Source organism: Pedobacter sp. UYP24 (genome assembly GCF_054057295.1).
Genome location: NZ_JBSRZD010000014.1, coordinates 42047 through 60870 on the forward strand (window position 1 = coordinate 42047; position 18824 = coordinate 60870).

General features: G+C 39.2%; 12 protein-coding genes. 7 read left to right on the forward strand and 5 right to left on the reverse strand.

What is annotated here, in order from left to right; all coding sequences use genetic code 11:
- Positions 1–134: 134 nt before the first annotated feature.
- The gene (locus ACVWYN_RS17285) at positions 135–4277 is read right to left on the reverse strand and encodes a hybrid sensor histidine kinase/response regulator transcription factor (protein WP_457290138.1); all 4143 of its coding nucleotides are present in this window, start codon (positions 4275–4277) and stop codon (positions 135–137) included.
- 257 nt (positions 4278–4534) lie between these two features.
- Here ACVWYN_RS17285 and ACVWYN_RS17290 point away from each other — a divergent pair, with 257 nt between their 5' ends.
- A complete protein-coding gene (locus tag ACVWYN_RS17290; protein ID WP_457290139.1) occupies positions 4535–7741 on the forward strand; it encodes a glycoside hydrolase family 2 TIM barrel-domain containing protein in 3207 nt (1068 codons plus the stop codon).
- 48 nt (positions 7742–7789) lie between these two features.
- Positions 7790–9223, forward strand: a complete 1434-nt coding sequence (locus ACVWYN_RS17295) for a sialate O-acetylesterase (RefSeq protein WP_457290140.1) — start codon at positions 7790–7792, stop codon at positions 9221–9223.
- A 19-nt stretch (positions 9224–9242) separates the two neighbouring features.
- On the opposite strand, the gene ACVWYN_RS17300 is transcribed toward ACVWYN_RS17295, so the two are convergent.
- Positions 9243–9431: a hypothetical protein gene (locus tag ACVWYN_RS17300; RefSeq protein ID WP_457290141.1), complete on the reverse strand. Its 189-nt coding sequence runs from the start codon at positions 9429–9431 to the stop codon at positions 9243–9245.
- 224 nt (positions 9432–9655) lie between these two features.
- Here ACVWYN_RS17300 and dinB point away from each other — a divergent pair, with 224 nt between their 5' ends.
- Together dinB and dnaE are read left to right on the forward strand one after the other, a co-directional pair.
- A complete protein-coding gene (gene dinB / locus ACVWYN_RS17305) occupies positions 9656–10813 on the forward strand; it encodes a DNA polymerase IV (RefSeq protein ID WP_457290142.1) in 1158 nt (385 codons plus the stop codon).
- A gap of 6 nt (positions 10814–10819) precedes the next feature.
- Complete coding sequence (dnaE, locus tag ACVWYN_RS17310; RefSeq protein ID WP_457290143.1) at positions 10820–13768, forward strand: DNA polymerase III subunit alpha; 2949 nt, start codon at positions 10820–10822, stop codon at positions 13766–13768.
- A gap of 1028 nt (positions 13769–14796) precedes the next feature.
- Here the strand turns inward: dnaE and ACVWYN_RS17315 are convergent.
- Positions 14797–15123: a hypothetical protein gene (locus ACVWYN_RS17315; RefSeq protein WP_457290144.1), complete on the reverse strand. Its 327-nt coding sequence runs from the start codon at positions 15121–15123 to the stop codon at positions 14797–14799.
- Positions 15124–15227: 104 nt separating this feature from the next.
- Between ACVWYN_RS17315 and ACVWYN_RS17320 the strand changes: the two genes are divergently transcribed.
- Entirely contained in the window at positions 15228–16364 is a 1137-nt protein-coding gene (locus tag ACVWYN_RS17320; RefSeq protein ID WP_457290145.1) for a DEAD/DEAH box helicase, read from the forward strand.
- A gap of 83 nt (positions 16365–16447) precedes the next feature.
- The gene (locus tag ACVWYN_RS17325; RefSeq protein WP_457290146.1) at positions 16448–16783 is read left to right on the forward strand and encodes a hypothetical protein; all 336 of its coding nucleotides are present in this window, start codon (positions 16448–16450) and stop codon (positions 16781–16783) included.
- Positions 16784–16900: 117 nt separating this feature from the next.
- Here ACVWYN_RS17325 and ACVWYN_RS17330 read toward each other — a convergent pair whose 3' ends face one another.
- Complete coding sequence (locus tag ACVWYN_RS17330; protein ID WP_457290147.1) at positions 16901–18259, reverse strand: beta-propeller fold lactonase family protein; 1359 nt, start codon at positions 18257–18259, stop codon at positions 16901–16903.
- Positions 18260–18383: 124 nt separating this feature from the next.
- Positions 18384–18620, reverse strand: coding sequence for a DUF417 family protein (locus tag ACVWYN_RS17335; protein WP_457290149.1), 237 nt, complete (start codon positions 18618–18620; stop codon positions 18384–18386).
- Here ACVWYN_RS17335 and ACVWYN_RS17340 point away from each other — a divergent pair.
- Positions 18514–18824: hypothetical protein (locus ACVWYN_RS17340; RefSeq protein ID WP_457290150.1), on the forward strand; the 311-nt coding region annotated here is incomplete at its 3' end. The genes ACVWYN_RS17335 and ACVWYN_RS17340 overlap by 107 nt on opposite strands.

The following is an 18824-nucleotide window of genomic DNA, read 5'->3' on the forward strand; positions in this document are numbered from 1 at the left end:
TTAAAAAGATTGCACCCATACACTAATGTCTAGTCAGACTATTTGGCTTACACAAATAACCGGATTAAATGGTATCAATGGTTGCCCCATGGTACATATTTTGTATCAATATGTACATAAATTCCATATTAACACTATTGATTCTTTAAGGATTGAATGTATTGTAAGGGTGATTTCCCATACTCTTTTTTGAATGCTCTTGAAAAATTAGATCTGCTTTGTAATCCAATCCTATCTGCTACTTCATATATAGCGATGTCTTCATGCGTCATAATCTGAATCGCTTTTTTTAACCTTATAGTTCTGATAAATTCAGCCACCGACTGGTCTGAAATGCTTTTTATTTTTTGATAAAGTTTTGTCCTGCTGATGTATAAATTGTCACATAAAAAATCGACGTCTAATTCAGGGTCTTGAATGTTTTCTTCTATCACTGCTAGCAGTTTATTCATGAATTCCTTGTCTTTCTCAGTGTGAACAAGATCCGTAGCTTCGGCAAGGTAATTTTTATTAAAATATTCTTTTAATTTCTCCGCCTGTTCAAATATGTTTTGTACAGTTAATAATAAAAGTTCCGTGCTTAAAGGCTTACCAAAATAAAAGTCAGCACCCACCTCCATACCTTCAATCTTTGCATCCAATGTGTCTTTAGCGGATAAAATAATGAAAGGAATATGCCTGGTCTCAAATCTTTCTTTAACCATTTTACAAAAATCGATACCATTTAATACTGGCATCATTACATCACTTATAATTAAATCAGGGGTGTGCTCAATTGCAATCTCAAGCCCTGCCATGCCGTCTTCGGCCTCGTAAATAAAATAATGATGTTCAAAAATTTGCTTTAGGAACCTACGCAATTCCTTATTATCTTCAACAAGCAAAATATGTTTGCTAATCCCTGGCAATTGCTGAGGTACATCATTTTCAGCAACCGCAGTCAATATAGCATGATCGACAGGTTCTAGTTTGGATTCATAAACATTTTCCGGCGCTATTTTCTCAGACTCATTATAGTTGTGTTCACCTAGTGGAATACCGATGATGATTTCTGTCCCTTTATTTTTTTCACTGTACACATAAATATCACCTTTGTGCAATTGAGTCAGACTTTTAACTAAGGCAAGTCCTACACCGGAACCAAGGTGTTCTGTACTAATTCTATAGTATCTTTCAAAAATTTTATGGACAGACTCATTTGAAATTCCAATTCCAGAATCAGAGACACAAAAATAGATGTATTCATTTGACCTATGGTGCTCATTTAACAATTGAAAGCCTGTAATGTAGGCGGGTTTAAAGCTGTTGATCTCTGTGAATACCTCTAGCGATACTTCTCCTCCATCCTCCGTATATTTAAATGAGTTACTTAACAAATTAAAAAGAATTTTTTCTACTATTTGGATGTCAAAGTAGCCATTTAACAACGGTGTTGACTCATTAAATGTATGGTCAATTAACTTAAAATTGATATTCTTATTTGACGCCATAATTTCAAATTCTTCAGCAATATCCACACAGAATTGATTTATCGGGACCGATTGGACATGCAATTTTATAATTTGATCTGCTACCTTTCTAAAGTTCATGAGCTCACTAACTAGATTGAGTAATCTTTTCGCATTCCTGAACATGAGTTGGTAGGCATCGTCTAATGTTGCATTGTTATTTTGACGAAGCAAATTTTCCAACGGACCCAAAATCAGCGTAAGCGGTGTACGGAATTCGTGGGATATATTGGTGAAAAACATCAGCTGCTGTTCTGAAAGCTCTTCCTTTTGTTTATGCATCTCTTCTCGCTTGTTTTCATTCACTTCTCGCACAGCAATCTCTCTTTTCAATCGAAACCATCTTGCCTGGAAAATATAGACAGCCGCTAGACCCGTAAAAAATATCAGAAAATAAACAACTTTTGCAAAATCAGACTTCCACCAGGGTGGTGTAATAATGATAGAGGTTTCGGCTTGTTTATTACTCCATATTCCATCGCTATTGGTGGCTTGAACAATAAATTTATACCGTTTAAAATTCAGGTTACTGTATGCTGCACTGGGGTTTTTTCCATCAGTAAACTTCCATTGGTTATCAAAGCCAACAAGTTTATAGCGGTACCTGCATTTTAAAGGATTGGCAAAATGCATAGCTGAAAAGGAGATGATAAAGTTGTTCTGAAGGTAATTAATATCCAATTCCGTTCCATAGCCAATAGCCTTGCCATTGTTATAGTTTTGAGGTTGATTATTAATCAATATATCCGTAAGTATAGGCCGGGCTTCAATTTCATTTGCCTTTATCTCTTTTGGAAGAAAGTAGTTAAGCCCATTAATTCCACCAAAATATAGTCTTCCATCTTCCCCTTTAAAAGAAGAGCCTACTTTAAAGCTGTTTCCCTGCAGACCGTCGTTTTTATCATATTGAATTAACTTTCCAGTACTCGCATTGAAACACTGCAAACCATTTCCGCCCATCCAGATATTGCCTTGATCGTCAATTTCAAGGCTTTCTACATCTTTAAAAATATCGGTGTTCTCATTGAAAGTTTTAATGCTATACCTGCTGCTTTCAAGCAGAGAAAGCCGGTTCAGCCCTCCTCCTATTGTCCCTATCCAATAAGTGCTATTATTTTGCTTACTTATAGGATAGGTATAGTCTGAACTTAAAGAATTTGGTTTTGAAGATGCCCGATACGCAAAACTTTTTATAATATTTCCCTGGTTGTCGATTTCAAGTCGCTTTAAACCATTTGTACTGGAAACAAACAATTGAGGCTTATTTTTATCAGCGAAGATAAAAAAGCCTTCACCATAATATTTTACTTGAAAGGTATTTTGTTTGTCTTTGTAAATTACTCCAAATTTGTTGGCATGGTTTCCAAACCAAATGTTGCCATAGTAATCCTTAACAAGCGTTTCAATTATAAAATCCGGAAATTTATCATACCCTTTAGGCTTCCATAATTCCTTCTTGTTCGCTTTAAGTATTTCTATACCAGAGCTACTACCAATCCATAAATTATCGTCATTATCTTTTGTTAATGCGGTAATATCATCTGACTTTAACTTTAAATGGGTATTGTAACTATTGAAAAAAGTAAAATTCTTTGTTTCTACATTATATAAGTTCAACCCATTTGCGGTTGTACCAATCCATATATTTTTTCCATCTACAAATATGGAGCGCACATAATTACCAGATAGAGAATTTGAAATTTCAGGATTATTTTTAAGGGTATAAAACAGCTTTTGATGGAGATCACAGTAATTGACCCCGCCCCCGAAAGTGCCTACCCAAAGACAGCCAGATCGATCAATTATTCCTTTCGTAAGCGAATTTGAGTTGAGACTGCGTGGAGAACTGTTATTACTGATTTTCTGAACAAAAGAGAAATTATTATCAAGCCTAATCAAATTCCTACCAGTCACAATCCAATAATCTGCAGATTTATTTTGCATCATGTTTCTGGCGGCCTGAAGATCTGGATCAGAATATCGTTTGTAAATTGAAAAACTTCCAAGTGAACCTGGTGGCTGATTCAATAGGTAAGCTGTGTTTCTTGTTGTTGTAATTAGATGTTGTTTAAGGTCAAAAGAAATTAGTAAAAAGTCTTCTTCCGATAACCCTTCTATTAATATTTTTCTAAATTTTAACTTCGTATCCAATCTCCAAATACCTTTGTTACTGGAGAGGTATATCAGGCTGTCTCCATCATTAATCATATCTGAAAATCGCACATCTTTTGGCAAATCCAGTTGCTCCTGTTGAATGGTATTTCCTTCAATCTTGTACAGTTTTAATGCTCCTGACTGAAGACCATACAGTAATTTTCCAGGTGGTTTTATAATTTTTCCCAGCCTTAACAAACTGCTTTTACTGCGCTCAATAAGATCAATATATTGCTCTGATACTGGATCGAAATATTGTAAGCCACCTTCCGTTGAAAGCCATATTTTACCATCTTTATCGGGAAATATATTCCTTATCCTATTTCTGAAAGCATTTTTTAAAGGATTGTTGTTGTTATAATACTTCTTTATTACATAGCCATCAAACCTATTGAGTCCAAAATAGGTTGCTATCCAAATATAACCATATTTGTCCTGGACCAGATCATTTGCATCGGTGTGGGATAAGCCTTCGTCTACTGTAAGGTGATTGAATTGATACGCGTAAGACTGGCTGAAAACAGACGTGACAACGATCATGTTAATAATTACTATCAGCAAAAGAGATTTGATATGTTTTATATTCATTAACCGGTTCGGTTGTTCTATTTCCATTGTTAATTGATCTCTATTAAAACAAGAAACACTCTATTATATGATAGCTCGTTTGATGCTCCTCTAAATTTGTCTGGTTGGTTATTTGCATAACAAAAATGCTCTTATATGTTGATTTATTAAACTATTGTATCATAAAAATGTACATGATGTCTTTAAAAATGTATGAATTGACAATCTAGACAACAAATAAATATAGTTCTTTACAGTAGTAATTTTCAGAGAACAACAACAATAACTCACCGCAGCAACAAATTATGAGTACTATCCGACTAAGCAAAGGCATTTTCAAATTTATATTACCTTTTATCGTCTTTTCAGTTCAATACATGAGCTCCACAGCACAAGATAATGAAGGAAACCGGTTTTCAAAATCTGATACGGCATCTGTGCCAATAGAGATTGAGAATCCAGAAAATATAGGTATTAATAAGGAGCTTAATCATGCTACCTTAATGCCCTATGGTAATTTGGCTGAGGCTTTAAAAGCAAACCGTAGCGCTTCATCATTAGCTATCAGCTTAAATGGCAGCTGGAAATTCAATTGGGTAGACTGGCCACAGAAACGACCTGTGGATTTTTATAAACCTTCTTATGATGTTTCTAAATGGAATGACATCAAAGTACCCTCCTCTTTTCAGGTGATGGGGTATGGAACTCCTGATTATAGCAACTTTACCTTGATTTTTCAAAGCGATTTTCCAAGAGTAATGACCACGCCTAAGGATAAAAAGTACACTACTCTACATGAAAGAAATCCAGTAGGAAGTTATCGTCGTGATTTTGACGTGCCTGCAAATTGGAAAGGCCGCCAGATCTTCATTTCTTTTGATGGTGTGGATGCAGGCTTTTTCATTTGGGTAAATGGAAAAAAAGTTGGCTACAGTGTCAATAGTCGTAATGTTGCTGAATTTGACCTGACCAAATATGTTCATCCCGGAAAGAATATGTTGGCTGTTGAAGTATACCGTTTTACCTCAGGCAGCTATCTTGAGAATCAAGATATGTGGCGTTTAAGTGGTATTTTCAGAAATGTTACCTTATGGAGTGCTCCTAAGGAACACATCCGTGATTATGCAATAAAAACAACACTAGACAATCAATACAAAAATGCAGAACTTAAGGTATCTGCCAAAGTAAAAAATTATGGCAACATTGCCATCCCTGCCCGCCAAATTGAAGTTACACTTTATAATGGAGCAGTTAAAGTTCCTGGAGCATCTGTAAAGAAGGCTGTTCCTGCATTGCAACCTGGTCAAGAAGTGATGGTTAATACTAGTTTTCATGTAACCAATCCAGAAAAATGGACAGCGGAGACACCAAAATTATATACCACAGTAATCAATATAAAAGATGGCGCTAAAACAATAGAAACACTCTCCTCACGCACTGGATTTCGCGAGATTCAAATTAAAGGAAGATTATTTTTAGTGAATGGTGTTCCAATTAAGCTGAAAGGCGTAAACCGTCATGAGAACTGGCCGAGTGATGGTCATGCGGTTACTGAAGAGGAAATGATAAAAGACATTGTACTGATCAAGCAAACCAATAGCAATCATGTACGTACCTGCCATTATTCTGATGATCCGAGATGGTATGAATTGTGCGATCAGTACGGCATTTATTTAGTTGCCGAGGCAAATGTTGAATGCCATGCGCAACAGAACCAGTTTAATGAGGAACCGACCATTAAAGCTGCAATCATTGAGCGCAATGTAGCCAACGTAGAAAATTTCAAAAACCATCCTTCTGTTGTAATCTGGTCTCTAGGTAATGAAAATGGAAGGGGTGGCACAAATTTTAAGGCTGCCTTAACTGCCATAAAGAAAATTGACGACAGGCCAACGCATTATGAGGGCTTCGGCACCGGCGACGGTAAGAACCCTGCTGATATTGATAGCCAGATGTATACCAATACCGGGAGCCTGGAAAACGCCGCAAAAGACAGCACCCTCACCAAGCCATTTTACTTATGTGAATATGCACATGCTATGTTCAACTCCATGGGTTCTGTTGATATTTATAATGAACTGTTTGACAAGTATCCTGCTTTGTTAGGTGGCGCTATATGGGAATGGCAAGATCAGGGGCTATACAATAACCGGGATCCTAAACATCCAATTATAGCTTATGGCGGAGGCTTTGGTGATTATCCGAACGACAAGTACTTTATCCATAAAGGCGTTGTGTTTTCAGACAGGTCGCCGAAACCGCACTTTCCAGAACTTAAGCATGCTTACCAGTGGATCAGTATCCACGCAAAAGATTTAAAAGCCCAAACAGTTACGGTTAAAAATCGCTACCAGTTTACCAACTTAAATAGCTTTACTGCCAGATGGGAACTAAGTGAAGATGGGAAGGTTATTTCATCAGGACCTTTAGCGGTAGGATCAATCGCACCTGGACAGGAAGAGAACATTACAATTCCCTATAAGGTAACTCCAAAACCAGGCGCTGAATATTTTGTGCGCGTGTCATTTCATTTAAGTACGGATAAACTTTGGGCCTCCCGTGGATTTGAAATCGCCGAACAGCAATTTGAGCTTGGTAAAATCGTACCTGCCATAAGCAGTAATACACAAGGTGATAACTTGGCACTAATTGAGTCTGCAAACGAGATCAGTATAAATGGTACCGATTTTAGTATTGGTTTCGATAAGACCAAAGGGACTTTCACACGTTTAGTAGAAGACGGCAAAAACCTGCTGGGAACCGAGGGCGGGCCAATGCTACACCTATGGCGTGCACCCCACCAAAAGGATGACATGTGGGCTTATAAAGACTGGGAAAAGAATGGCTTGAAAGAATTAAGCTGGGTTTCAAGTGACGTTAAAGGTGTTAGAATAGCACCTAATGTGATACAAATAAATGCAACTTTAACAGGTACAGGTAAAGAAAACTTCGTTGTACATCATAAGGTAATGTATACTATAAATGGTAAAGGTGAGATCAAGTCAGAAAATAGCGTTGATTTTAGCGATCCCAAATTAGTACTTGCGCGAATTGGAGTTCGCATGTTCCTGAATAAGGATTTAAATGAGTTTGACTACCTGGGTCGTGGACCAATGGAAAATTATAGCGACCGCAAAAGCGGTTTTGATGTTGGACATTATGCAAGTAGTGTTATTAAACAAATGACAGGATATGAAAAACCAATGGAGCAAGGTAATCATGAAGATGTGCGCTGGGCAAATCTAAAGTCGGCCAACGGGCTGGGTTTATCTGTTAAACAAGTTGATGCGGTAATGCAAGTTGCCGCACTGCCATACAGTGATGAAGAGATGGAAAACGTAGAATACAAAATTGACCTACCTAAAAGTAAAGGAACTGTACTCTGCATAGGCCATAAAACTTTGGGTGTAGGCTCAAACGGATGTGGTCCACAGCCATTGGAGCCTTATAAAGTATATGCTAAAGCAACAACATTTAGCTATTGTATTGTTTTATCCAAGTCTAATAAGTAAAATTGCTGCCGTTAACAAATAACCAATAAACCTCTTCAATTTTTAACCATGAGAACTTGCCTTTTCCTATTTATTTTAACCCTTAGTTTATCTGCCAATTGCTCAGCTCCCGCACAAACGAGAAAGCTAAAGGTATCCAACTTGTTTTCTGACCATATGGTATTACAGCAAAAAACAAAAGTAAATATATGGGGATGGGCTTCACCGGGACAAAAAGTTCGGGTAGCTGGCACTTGGGGCAAGTTAATTTCAACAGTTACCGGTGTAGATGGTAAATGGAAATTGAAGCTGGCAACCCCGGCTGCAGGGGGTCCTTACCAAATCAGTATTCAGACCGATGATAGCACCATTCAAATAAAAGATGTGTTGGTTGGTGAGGTTTGGTTGGCATCTGGCCAATCCAATATGGACATCCCATTAAAAGGATGGCCACCGGGCGATACCATCTTCCATTCATTGCAGGAAATCAAAAACGCAAACTATCCGGCAATCCGTTTCCTAAAAATTCCTTTTGGCGTATCAACAGTACCATTGGACACTGTTGGCGGTAAATGGACAGCCTCATCAAGTGAGACAGCAGGAAATTTGAGCGCCACCGCATATTTTTTCGCAGTGCAACTTCATAAAAAGCTAAAAGTTCCAATTGGTATTATCCAATCTTCTATTGGTGGAACACCAGCTGAAGCCTGGACAAGTAAAAACTACTTGACTAAAATTGGAGATTTTAATTCAAAAATAGATGAACAGGATCCCTCAAACCAAAAGGCAGCTAAAATTAACAGCAATTCTCCAACAGTACTTTTCAATGCGATGATTAACCCACTAATACCCTATGGGATTAAAGGCATTATTTGGTATCAGGGAGAATCAAATGTTGGAAGAGCACAACAATACAAACGTCTTTTCCCAAATTTAATTGAAGATTGGCGAAACAAGTGGGGCGAAGAACTTCCGTTTTACTATGTACAGTTAGCCCCTTATATTTATAACGCTGCAGATCAGCACGAACAAGGGCAAAAACTACGGAATGCACAGAACTATGGTTTGAAATTACCTAAAACTGGAATGGTGAGTACGCTCGATATCGGTTATTTTAAAACTGCCCATCCCCCCTACAAACAACAAGTGGGTGAGCGTTTGGCACGCTTTGCATTTAAGAATGAGTACGGTGATAAAAACTTGGTAGCCTCTGGTCCGGTATTTAAAAAAGTCACTCTCGCTGGAAATAAATTAATTGTCGAATTTAATGGTATTGGAAGTGGTTTAATAGCCCCAGCTAATCGGTTAGAAAATTTCGAAATTGCCGGAAAAGATTCCGTTTACGTTAAAGCAGATGCAAAAATAGTAAACGATAAAATCATTGTCAGCAGCCCCACCATAAACAAACCGCTATTTGTCAGGTATGCTTGGGGTGACACCAAAATAGCCACTTTATTTAATAAGGAAGGCCTACCAGCTGCAACGTTTACTTCAGAAAAATAAGTAATTTAGCCAACAGATATTAAACCTGATCAGGATCACCCAATGGATTCTCCGCCTGTTTAAACATAGCCGCTTCACTTTTAGATCTTACAGAAGTATCACCGCGACTGGGCACGGGTGTATTCATCCCGTCATTAATCGTTGCTTTAACTGTTTGAACGTGTTTTACCTTGGCCTCTTTATCAGTCAATTCTTTTTTCTTTGCCATGATTATTATCGTTTAATTTTGTAAACACAGCAATCAATACAAGATACTTACTGCTTACAAATACAACCAATGACGCGGGAAATTGTTTGATCCAACACCCTTTTACCTACTGTTGATTATCTGGTAATCTGCCAAGCGTTTTATAAACTAAAATTGTTAGCTACACACTGATTATATACTAATATATTTAGTATATATTTGCCATAACCTAAGTTTAACATTTGGTGGGAGCAGAAAAACAAATCATTCATATGGATCAGGATGCATTCTTTGTTTCGGTGGAGGTCAAAAAAGATCCCTCACTGATCGGAAAACCTGTTATCATTGGCGGCACGTCCGACCGGGGAGTAGTTGCCTCCTGCAGCTATGAGGCCAGAAAATATGGCGTACACTCTGCTATGCCTTCGCGTATGGCCAAACAATTATGCCCACATGCGATATTTATCAGGGGAAACATGGACGCGTATTCCAAAGCCTCTCATGAGATCACCGATATACTGAAAGAACGGGTGCCGCTGATTGAGAAAGCGAGTATCGATGAACACTACATCGATATGACTGGAATGGACCGGTTTTATGGGGTCCAGAAATATGCACATGAACTTCGGGCAACAGTAATGAAGGAAACAGGGCTACCCATTTCCTTTGGCCTCAGCATTAATAAAACGGTAAGCAAGATGGCCACCAACGAATGTAAACCTAACGGAGAAAAAAACGTGGAGGCCAGTGTAGTTCAACCATTTTTAAATCCCCTTTCCATACGTAAAATTCCAGGACTCGGCGAAAAGACCTTCATTAAGCTAAGTGATATGGGGATCAAAAAGATCTTCACCCTTTCACAAATCCACCCCGATCAAATGAGTATGCTGTTGGGGAAGAGCGGACTTTCACTACTGGAAAAATCTAAAGGTATAGACAACTCCCCCATCATCCCCTATACGGAACAAAAGTCGATAGGCAGGTCCAATACCTTCAAAGCAGATTCTATTGATGTAGACATGATCCTGCACATCATGATTGCCCAGATTACCGAAATTGCTTTTGAACTTCGGGAGAAAAAAAAACTCGCCTCCTGCATCACCGTGCAGATACGCTATTCCAACTTCGAAGACGTGACTAAACAGGCAGCAATCCCCTATTCGTCCTTAGATGATGTATTCATCAACAAAGCAAAGGAACTATTTACCCAGCTGTATACCCGAAGAATGTCGCTGCGCCTGGTTGGCGTGAAGGTCTCTAATTTGGTAAGTGGTTTTGAGCAAATTGATTTGTATAGTGAATCCGTAGCGCAGTATAACCTGGTTCAGGCTATGGATAAAATCAGACGGCGCTATGGTCCTGACAGCGTGATGCGCGCATCAATTATGAATTTAGACAGTTAGCCGCTAATGTACCTGAACGTCCATTCTCAATATAGCCTGCGCTATGGCACCCTTTCCATCAAAAAACTGATTGATGAAGCCATCCATTCCGGAGTTACTCAAATGGTACTTACAGACATCAATAATTCCACTGGTGTAATGGAATTTATCAGGGCATGCCGTACCAAGGGCATCAAACCTATTGGAGGGATCGAGTTTAGACGAAACAAGAAATTACTGTACATCGGCATTGCCCGTTCTAAAGAAGGGATGAAGGAACTGAACGATTTTTTAAGCTGGCACAACCTGGAGCAAAAAGAATTACCGGATAAACCCTGGTCCTTTAAGCAGGCATTTGTAATCTATACACATGGCTATACCGAAACACTGCAAGAAAACGAATACATAGGAATCAGGTTTGATCAGCTGCATTCGCTATATGGGAAGGAATTGGGTAACGTAAAGGATAAATTTGTCGTTTTACAGCCTGTAGTTTTCTCTGGCAAACTGGAGTACCGGATGCATGAATACCTGAGAGGCATTGATCTGAATACGATTTTAACCTTGGTAGAAAACGAAGATAAATGCAAACCAACCGACCAATTTATGAGCGCCGGCCAGCTGGAAGGCAAGTTTGGAAAGTATGCGTACATGATGGACAACACCCGCAAACTAATGGACAGCTGTTCGATGGAGGCTTATCCTGAGGGCAAAATTAAGCTGAACAAAAAAACCTTTAGCGCAACTAAAAAGGACGATAAGGCTTTACTAACCAAACTGGCCATGGAAGGTATGGTACAACGCTTCGGTAAGGACAATAGGGAAGCTTTAAAGCGGGTTAACAGCGAATTGAAAGTTATTGACAAGCTGGACTTCTGCGCCTATTTTCTGATCACCTGGGACATCATTCGTTACGCTTCAGGTCAGGGATATTACCATGTAGGTCGCGGCTCTGGCGCCAATAGTGTGGTGGCGTATTGCCTGCGGATAACCGATGTAGACCCCATAGCACTGGACCTTTATTTTGAAAGGTTCCTGAATGAATCCCGATCATCTCCACCCGATTTTGACCTGGATTTTAGCTGGGATGAACGGGAAGACGTGCAGGATTATATATTTAAGCGTTACGGCAGGGAGCATACGGCGTTGCTTGGCACCATGTCTACTTTCAAAGACCGCTCCATTATTCGGGAGATTGGCAAAGTAATGGGACTTCCCAAAACAGAAATTGATGGTTTTACTGATCCGACGCGCAGGGAGGAGAACCGGGAAAATGCGACGTTCAAAAGAATCCTTGCCCTCCAAAACCTGATGGCCAGCATGCCCAACCAACGTTCTATTCATGCTGGTGGTGTACTGATATCAGAAGAACCAATTACTTATTATACGGCCCTGGATTTGCCTCCAAAAGGTATGCCCACCGTACAATGGGACATGTATGAAGCCGAGCTGATTGGTTTGGATAAGTATGACATTTTATCTCAGCGTGGAATAGGGCACATCAAAGAAGCCGCTCGTCTGGTAGGACAAAACCTGGGCCGCAAGATAGATGTTCACGATGTAAAATCATTTTTAAACGACCCGGTATTGAATGCCAAACTGAAAACCGGAAATACCATCGGCTGCTTTTATATTGAGTCGCCAGCAATGCGACAACTGTTAACTAAGCTGGCCTGTAGCGATTACCTTACCCTTGTTGCGGCCTCCTCTATCATCCGGCCGGGTGTGGCCCAATCGGGTATGATGAAAACCTATATCCAAAATTACCATCAGCCAGATTCCGTTCAATACCTGCATCCGATAATGGAAGAGCAGCTCAACGAAACCTATGGGGTAATGGTATACCAGGAAGATGTGATTAAGATATGTATTCATTATGGTGGTATGGATGGAAACGATGCGGACATTTTAAGGCGGGGCATGAGTGGCAAATACCGGTCTAGAATGGAGTTTGACCGTTTGGTAGAGAAATTCCATGAGGGCGCCCGCATACTAGGCAGACCTGTGGATATTACAAATGAAGTATGGCGACAGGTATCTTCTTTTGCAGGATACAGTTTTAGTAAAGCGCATTCTGCAAGTTTTGCAGTAGAAAGTTACCAGAGTTTATACCTCAAGACCTATTTCCCGAGGGAATTTATGGTTGCCGTGCTCAACAATTATGGAGGGTTTTATAGCCGCTGGCTTTATGTACACGAACTCCAAAAAGCAGGCGCTAATGTAGAACTGCCCTGCATAAACCATAGTGAAACTGCGGTTACCATACACGGAAAGCTGGCCCACCTGGGCTTGATCGGCATACAGGGATTAGAAGGGAGTCAGATAGACCTGATTCCAAAGGAGCGCAGGCAAAATGGAGATTACCTGGGACTAGAAGATTTTGTAAAACGGACAGGCATTGGCCTGGAACAGGCTATTATTTTAATCAGACTTGGCGCCATGCGCTTTACCGGAAGGAGCAAAAAGGAACTCCTTTGGGATGTGCATACCTTACTTGGCAATAAGATAAAACCGGCAAATGAAGTTGAGCTATTTGAATTAAAACCGAAGGCCTATCAGCTTCCTGTACTCATCAACACCAAACTGGAAGATGCCTACCATGAGTTGGAATTATTAGGCTTTCCTTTGTCGCTGTCTATGTTTGATTTGTTGCAGACTAAATACCGTGGTGGTTTGGTAGCCGATGATCTGATCCGGCATGTAAGTAAAGAAGTCAAGATGGTAGGCCGATATGTTTGCGAAAAGACGGTGCATACCAAAAATAATAAGAAGATGTGGTTTGGAACGTTTGTAGATGTAAATGGTAATTTCTTTGACACCACACACTTCCCTAATAATACGCCCGTTTATCCTTTCAGGGGTGCAGGATGCTACTTGATTCTGGGTAAGGTAGTAGAAGACTTTGGTTTCCCCAGTGTGGAGGTAATCAAGTTTGCTAAACTGGAGATTTTAGAAAATCCAGTAATGAATAGCTGATTTACCCTAATACTTACATAGGGGTATTGTAGCACTCAAAGTACCTTTATAGGTACTTTGGAGGGGAAAAGGGTACCTCTAGTGCTACAAGATACCTAGTAGCCTGCACGAAAGGCCCTCCAAGCGATGTAGGTGCTATTGAAAATATCAGGAAATCAACTGTACTATTGGTTTGCCATCGTTCTCGGATTGTATGCGGTTTAAACGTGGTTTAGTCGTGGTTTCTTCGTATTTGAGGTACCTTCAGTCGCACAAAGCACGACTAAACCGCGAAGAAAACCCGAATTAACGCAAAATGGAACCACTCCAAAGGCCCTATCATTTTTATCAGAAGATGCACAGCTTTACCGCTGTTCCGTCGCAATTTAAAAACCCTTCCTATTCTTTATTCGTCCACAACACAGGTCCACGTGGTTAAGAAGTTTATCAGCGGTTAAGAATATGATACTACTTGATTTTGATACTAATTATTGGGGTAGAAAACGGTAAAAACTAAGCTTAAATCGAGACGTTGCATATGAGTAAAAAATATAATTAACAGACTGTAAATCAGCGTATTTAATTCAAAAAAATCCGATATTTTATTTGGAAATACCAACTATTTTTCTTACATTTGTATTTATAATAAAACGAGCTTTTTATAAGCCACAATTATACCATCGGGAACGCACTCCGCCATCGCTGATCAGCAAAAAATAACAGGCAAGTATTCCGGTTTCAATTTTTTAATTAGTCGACTAGTTAAATTTAACCTGCCAGCTGTGATAGTCGGCAGCAATAGTTCATTGACGTATTAAAAGCCATTGGGGCTTTCAAAAAACCACTCTTAGGCTTTCAAGGAAGGAGCTTCTATCGGATAGCATAAATTAAAGATCTACAACAATTGGAAATTCACGATATCCCGAACCTTGGGTCCATCGGATTTTGTAGTCCCCTTTATATTTTGTTCTTTTTGCGGGATCGGTACCGTCCCACTCCAATATAAAGGTCTGCAAGCCAACTTTCCCCTTAAAAAGCGTACTGATCAATTAATTATTAACAGAATACAGGTCAATTTGCAGGATACCCGGTTTCCACGATTTGCTAATGATGATGGAGGGTGCGGTCTTGGAAATCCCTGCATCCAGCCATTTAACATCTGCGGTCAGCTTAAAGTTATCCAGAAATTCTCCCATCCCATAAGCGGCATTCCAGCAAAAATCTTCGCCTTTGGCATTTGCCACAAAAGCAGGATTGTGGGTCATCCGTTGCAACAGCTCTTTTGGGTTGGCGCTCAGTTTTACAGGTATTTTGGTTTGTGCGTAGCACAATACTGAGCAATGTAACAATACCAAAAGGAGGATTTTTCTTTTCATTCTATAAGTTGAATTTAAGCAAAAATTAAGAACAATTAGAAGCTACGCTAATAGCTTGATGAGAACTTTTCAATTTTTACTTACTTTTACAAAAAAAAAGTAACATGCCTTTTAGTTCATTTGGTCTTTCTGATGTTTTATTAAAAACCCTGACTGATCAGAATTTTACAACTCCTACCCCTATTCAAGAACAGTGTATCCCGGCAATTTTAAACAGAAGTGATGTTTTAGGTATTGCTAAAACGGGCTCTGGTAAAACTGCTGGTTATGTTTTGCCAATTTTAATGAACTTGCAGCAAACATTATTGGTAAAAAACAGACATGCCAATGTATTGGTATTGGTACCCACACGTGAACTGGCAGAGCAAGTAAAAGATGTTTTCAAGTCTTTTAGCAAAAATCTTTTGCAGCCCGTTAAAACCTTAGCTGTATATGGCGGCGTGTCCATTAATCCGCAAATGATGGCCCTACAAGGGGTAAATGTACTTGTGGCCACACCAGGTAGATTACTGGAACTACTTAATTCAAATGCAGTTTACTTGTCTTCTATTGAAACTTTAATATTAGACGAGGCTGATAAAATGCTGAATTTAGGATTTAAAGAAGATATGGATAAAATTATAAGTCTTCTCCCTCCAGCACGTCAAAATATTCTATTTTCAGCAACGCTAAGCAACGATATACAAAACATACATCAGCTTCTGTTAAAAGAGCCCATTGTTATTAAAATTGAAGCTGAAGAATATTCGCTTGACCTCATAAAACAGGTGGCCTATATTGTTTCAGACGAAAAGAAAGGTCCATTTTTGCGCTACCTGATCAATCATTATGATATGAAACAGGTGTTGATATTTGCATCTTCCGTGCATCAGGTGGAAGCAATCGTGAATAAACTACGTAAAAACAACATCGATGCAAAAGCGATTCATAGTAAAAAAAGTCAGGGTTCCAGAACAGAATCATTAGCACATTTTAAATCTGGCAAACTTAGGGTATTAGTGGCGACAGATTTGATGGCAAGGGGTATTGACATCAATTTCTTGCCTTTCGTAATTAATTACGAATTGCCTCGCTCCCCAAAGGATTATATACATAGGATTGGGAGAACCGGACGTGCAGACTCGCATGGCGATGCAATTTCGCTAGTCAGCACTAGTGAACTTGACCATTTTGGTGTGATCCAGAAAAAAATGGGAAATATGGTAGAACTGATTGATAGTGAAGACATTAAAGTAAAATAAGAAAAAAGATAGCGCTTTTTTGAATTACTTTAAATGTACTAGCGTTCGATTTTATAGCCCCCGAAATAACTAATGCCTAAAAAATGTATCTTTGCGAAGATATGGGTTACGCAAAAGAAAGAGGAAAGCTTGAAAAGCTGTCTACAAAGGTTAGTGGTTTAACAAATTACGATGATAAAAGTCTTGCTGTTATCACAGATATTTTTGAGCAGTATTCTCATGCTGTTAGAATATTAAAAAACAAAAACCCAGAAACATTTACCGAACTGTACCAAAACGAATTGGAACAAGTTAAGGTAGTTAAACGATTGCTGAAACTGAGTGAAGAAGCTGATCGCCAGGATAATTTTATTAAATATAAGGAGTCCCTTTTATCCGCGCTGAACAGTGCCATCACGCTAATAAAAGAGGCTCCCTAAACTAATCGGCTCAAAATCAAAGCTGTTATATCACATTAATAGGTTCCTTACAGTATTTATTCACTTTCACTAAAATACAATTGAAATAAGCATTTGTTAAATACTAATAAAATTCTATTACAGGTCAAAACCTGCCATACCCAAAAAGTTATACTTGCCTGCAATACCTTTTCCAGCAGCGGTTGTACTTAAAAAAGTTTGAGAGCGATATTTTAAACCCGAACCGCTTACATCAAAAATATTTATTGAAAACGACTGGAACGATCCAAGGTTATATAGGTATTTATTATTGGGAGATTGCCATAATTCCTTAGAATCGCCATGCGGCGCCAAACCAGTTCTAGCCTCCGATGAACCAAAACTTAAAGCCCCGGCACTTATGTTAAAAGCTGAAACTAGATTAGTTTGAAAACTGGCAACATATAGTCTATCACCAGTGCTGTTTAAAACAGTCCAGCAGGATTCATTGATAGCAGATGCGCTTGTCGCGCTAAAATTGGCCGATTTGCTAACCGCTGCGCCATTATCATTTAAAACCGTTATACTATTATCTTTTTTTGTAGGTATCAGATTAAAATTTGACACGTACAATTTGCTGCTACCTGTCTTATCCCAATTAAAGCCAATGGTGCCAGAAATACCAGCTTCTTCAAAATAACGTTTCCCGCTAACGTCGCCATTGCTAAAACTATATACGTAAACCCTGCTTGGGCGTTGCTCTGTTAGCGAGGTTAATTGCGTATCAAAATGTGCTATACCCCAAGTGCTTACAGCCAGTTTTGTTCCATCGGCACTAAAACTTACTGTTGTAGGCCCTCCATTTTGTCGTGCATATTTATCCAGTTGTTTAACTAAAGTAAGCGCACCGGTGGTGGTACTAAAAGTAAATAAGGTGATATTCCTTTCATTATCAGTTGCGTCAGCCAAGGTAAGGTTCTGCTGGTAAAAGGCATCGTTAGGATAGCGCTGAATATTTGCACCATCTTTTTGTATATTGGGGTTGTTCCATTGGTTTCCTACAACTACCCAATATTCATCAGCACTGCCTGCTTTTTTCAGGTAAGCAATACTCACCGGCCGGGTACCGCCTGAACTAATATTATTTTTTAAAGTAATGTTTCCCGTTTTCCTATCAAGGGAAAAAACCGATACTTGATTGCCGCCTGCATTAACGTTCAATAAATAGTTTCCTATGATCTGCACCGCACCCTGGGAATCAAAGTCACCATGAGCATCGCCGCCGGCCGCAACATTGGCTCCTCCATTACTATTGGTGGTGAAGCTTTTTTCCTCTGTTAGCGATCCGTCGTTCATTCTTGAAAACCTGACCACCTGATTGGTGCTTTCACCGTTGGTTGTAGTATACAAATAACCGGCAACTTTGTTTTTGTTGTCATCGTTATTTTTTTTGCAACTGATGATCGAAAACGTTGCCGCTGCGGCAATACTCCCGATAAATAGAAATTTGTTTCTCATAATTTTAGATAGCTAGATTTATAATTATTAATTTTAGTTTTACGATTAAGCTTTTGCCAGGGCATACTGTTCCCTCATTAATTAATGATATTAATAGGATACGGTAAATCGTCGGGGTCGGTTACTAGACCATGTTGCCAACTCTACGTAGGGATTCTCCAGTTGACCAAATTGCTGCGCCGAGCAAGACAATATCTTTTAATAAGAATTGTCCCGGTTGCGGAGAAATAAACGGAAAGTTATAACCCGGCTGGATGATACCAGGAGTGGAAAGCAGGAATGTAAGCGTAATAACAAAGGTAATGACAGCCATTGCACTACCTAATAGTGATGCTTTTGACGAAAAGCTACGGCAAGCTATTAATACACCAGATAGAATCTCGATAAAGCCGATAACCATGGAAAGACCAGCAATACTAGCAATGCTTAAACCCCAGGATAATAAAGGACTATGTTCAATTAATGGCTTAATTGTCTATAACGGTGATACTGGGCCAGCGAAAACGGATGATAGCGGGCCAGTCATTACGGTAATCAACGGGCCACTTTTCATGTACAATTATAA

What these genes read in the sequence shown, in the direction of transcription:
- ACVWYN_RS17290 (WP_457290139.1), top strand. Translation starts at nt 4,535, where the DNA reads ATGAGTACTATCCGACTAAGCAAAGGCATTTTCAAATTTATATTACCT.
- ACVWYN_RS17330 (WP_457290147.1), bottom strand. Translation starts at nt 18,259, where the DNA reads ATGAGAAACAAATTTCTATTTATCGGGAGTATTGCCGCAGCGGCAACG.
- ACVWYN_RS17300 (WP_457290141.1), bottom strand. Translation starts at nt 9,431, where the DNA reads ATGGCAAAGAAAAAAGAATTGACTGATAAAGAGGCCAAGGTAAAACAC.
- ACVWYN_RS17285 (WP_457290138.1), bottom strand. Translation starts at nt 4,277, where the DNA reads ATGGAAATAGAACAACCGAACCGGTTAATGAATATAAAACATATCAAA.
- ACVWYN_RS17325 (WP_457290146.1), top strand. Translation starts at nt 16,448, where the DNA reads ATGTATCTTTGCGAAGATATGGGTTACGCAAAAGAAAGAGGAAAGCTT.
- ACVWYN_RS17320 (WP_457290145.1), top strand. Translation starts at nt 15,228, where the DNA reads ATGCCTTTTAGTTCATTTGGTCTTTCTGATGTTTTATTAAAAACCCTG.
- ACVWYN_RS17315 (WP_457290144.1), bottom strand. Translation starts at nt 15,123, where the DNA reads ATGAAAAGAAAAATCCTCCTTTTGGTATTGTTACATTGCTCAGTATTG.
- dnaE (WP_457290143.1), top strand. Translation starts at nt 10,820, where the DNA reads ATGTACCTGAACGTCCATTCTCAATATAGCCTGCGCTATGGCACCCTT.
- ACVWYN_RS17295 (WP_457290140.1), top strand. Translation starts at nt 7,790, where the DNA reads ATGAGAACTTGCCTTTTCCTATTTATTTTAACCCTTAGTTTATCTGCC.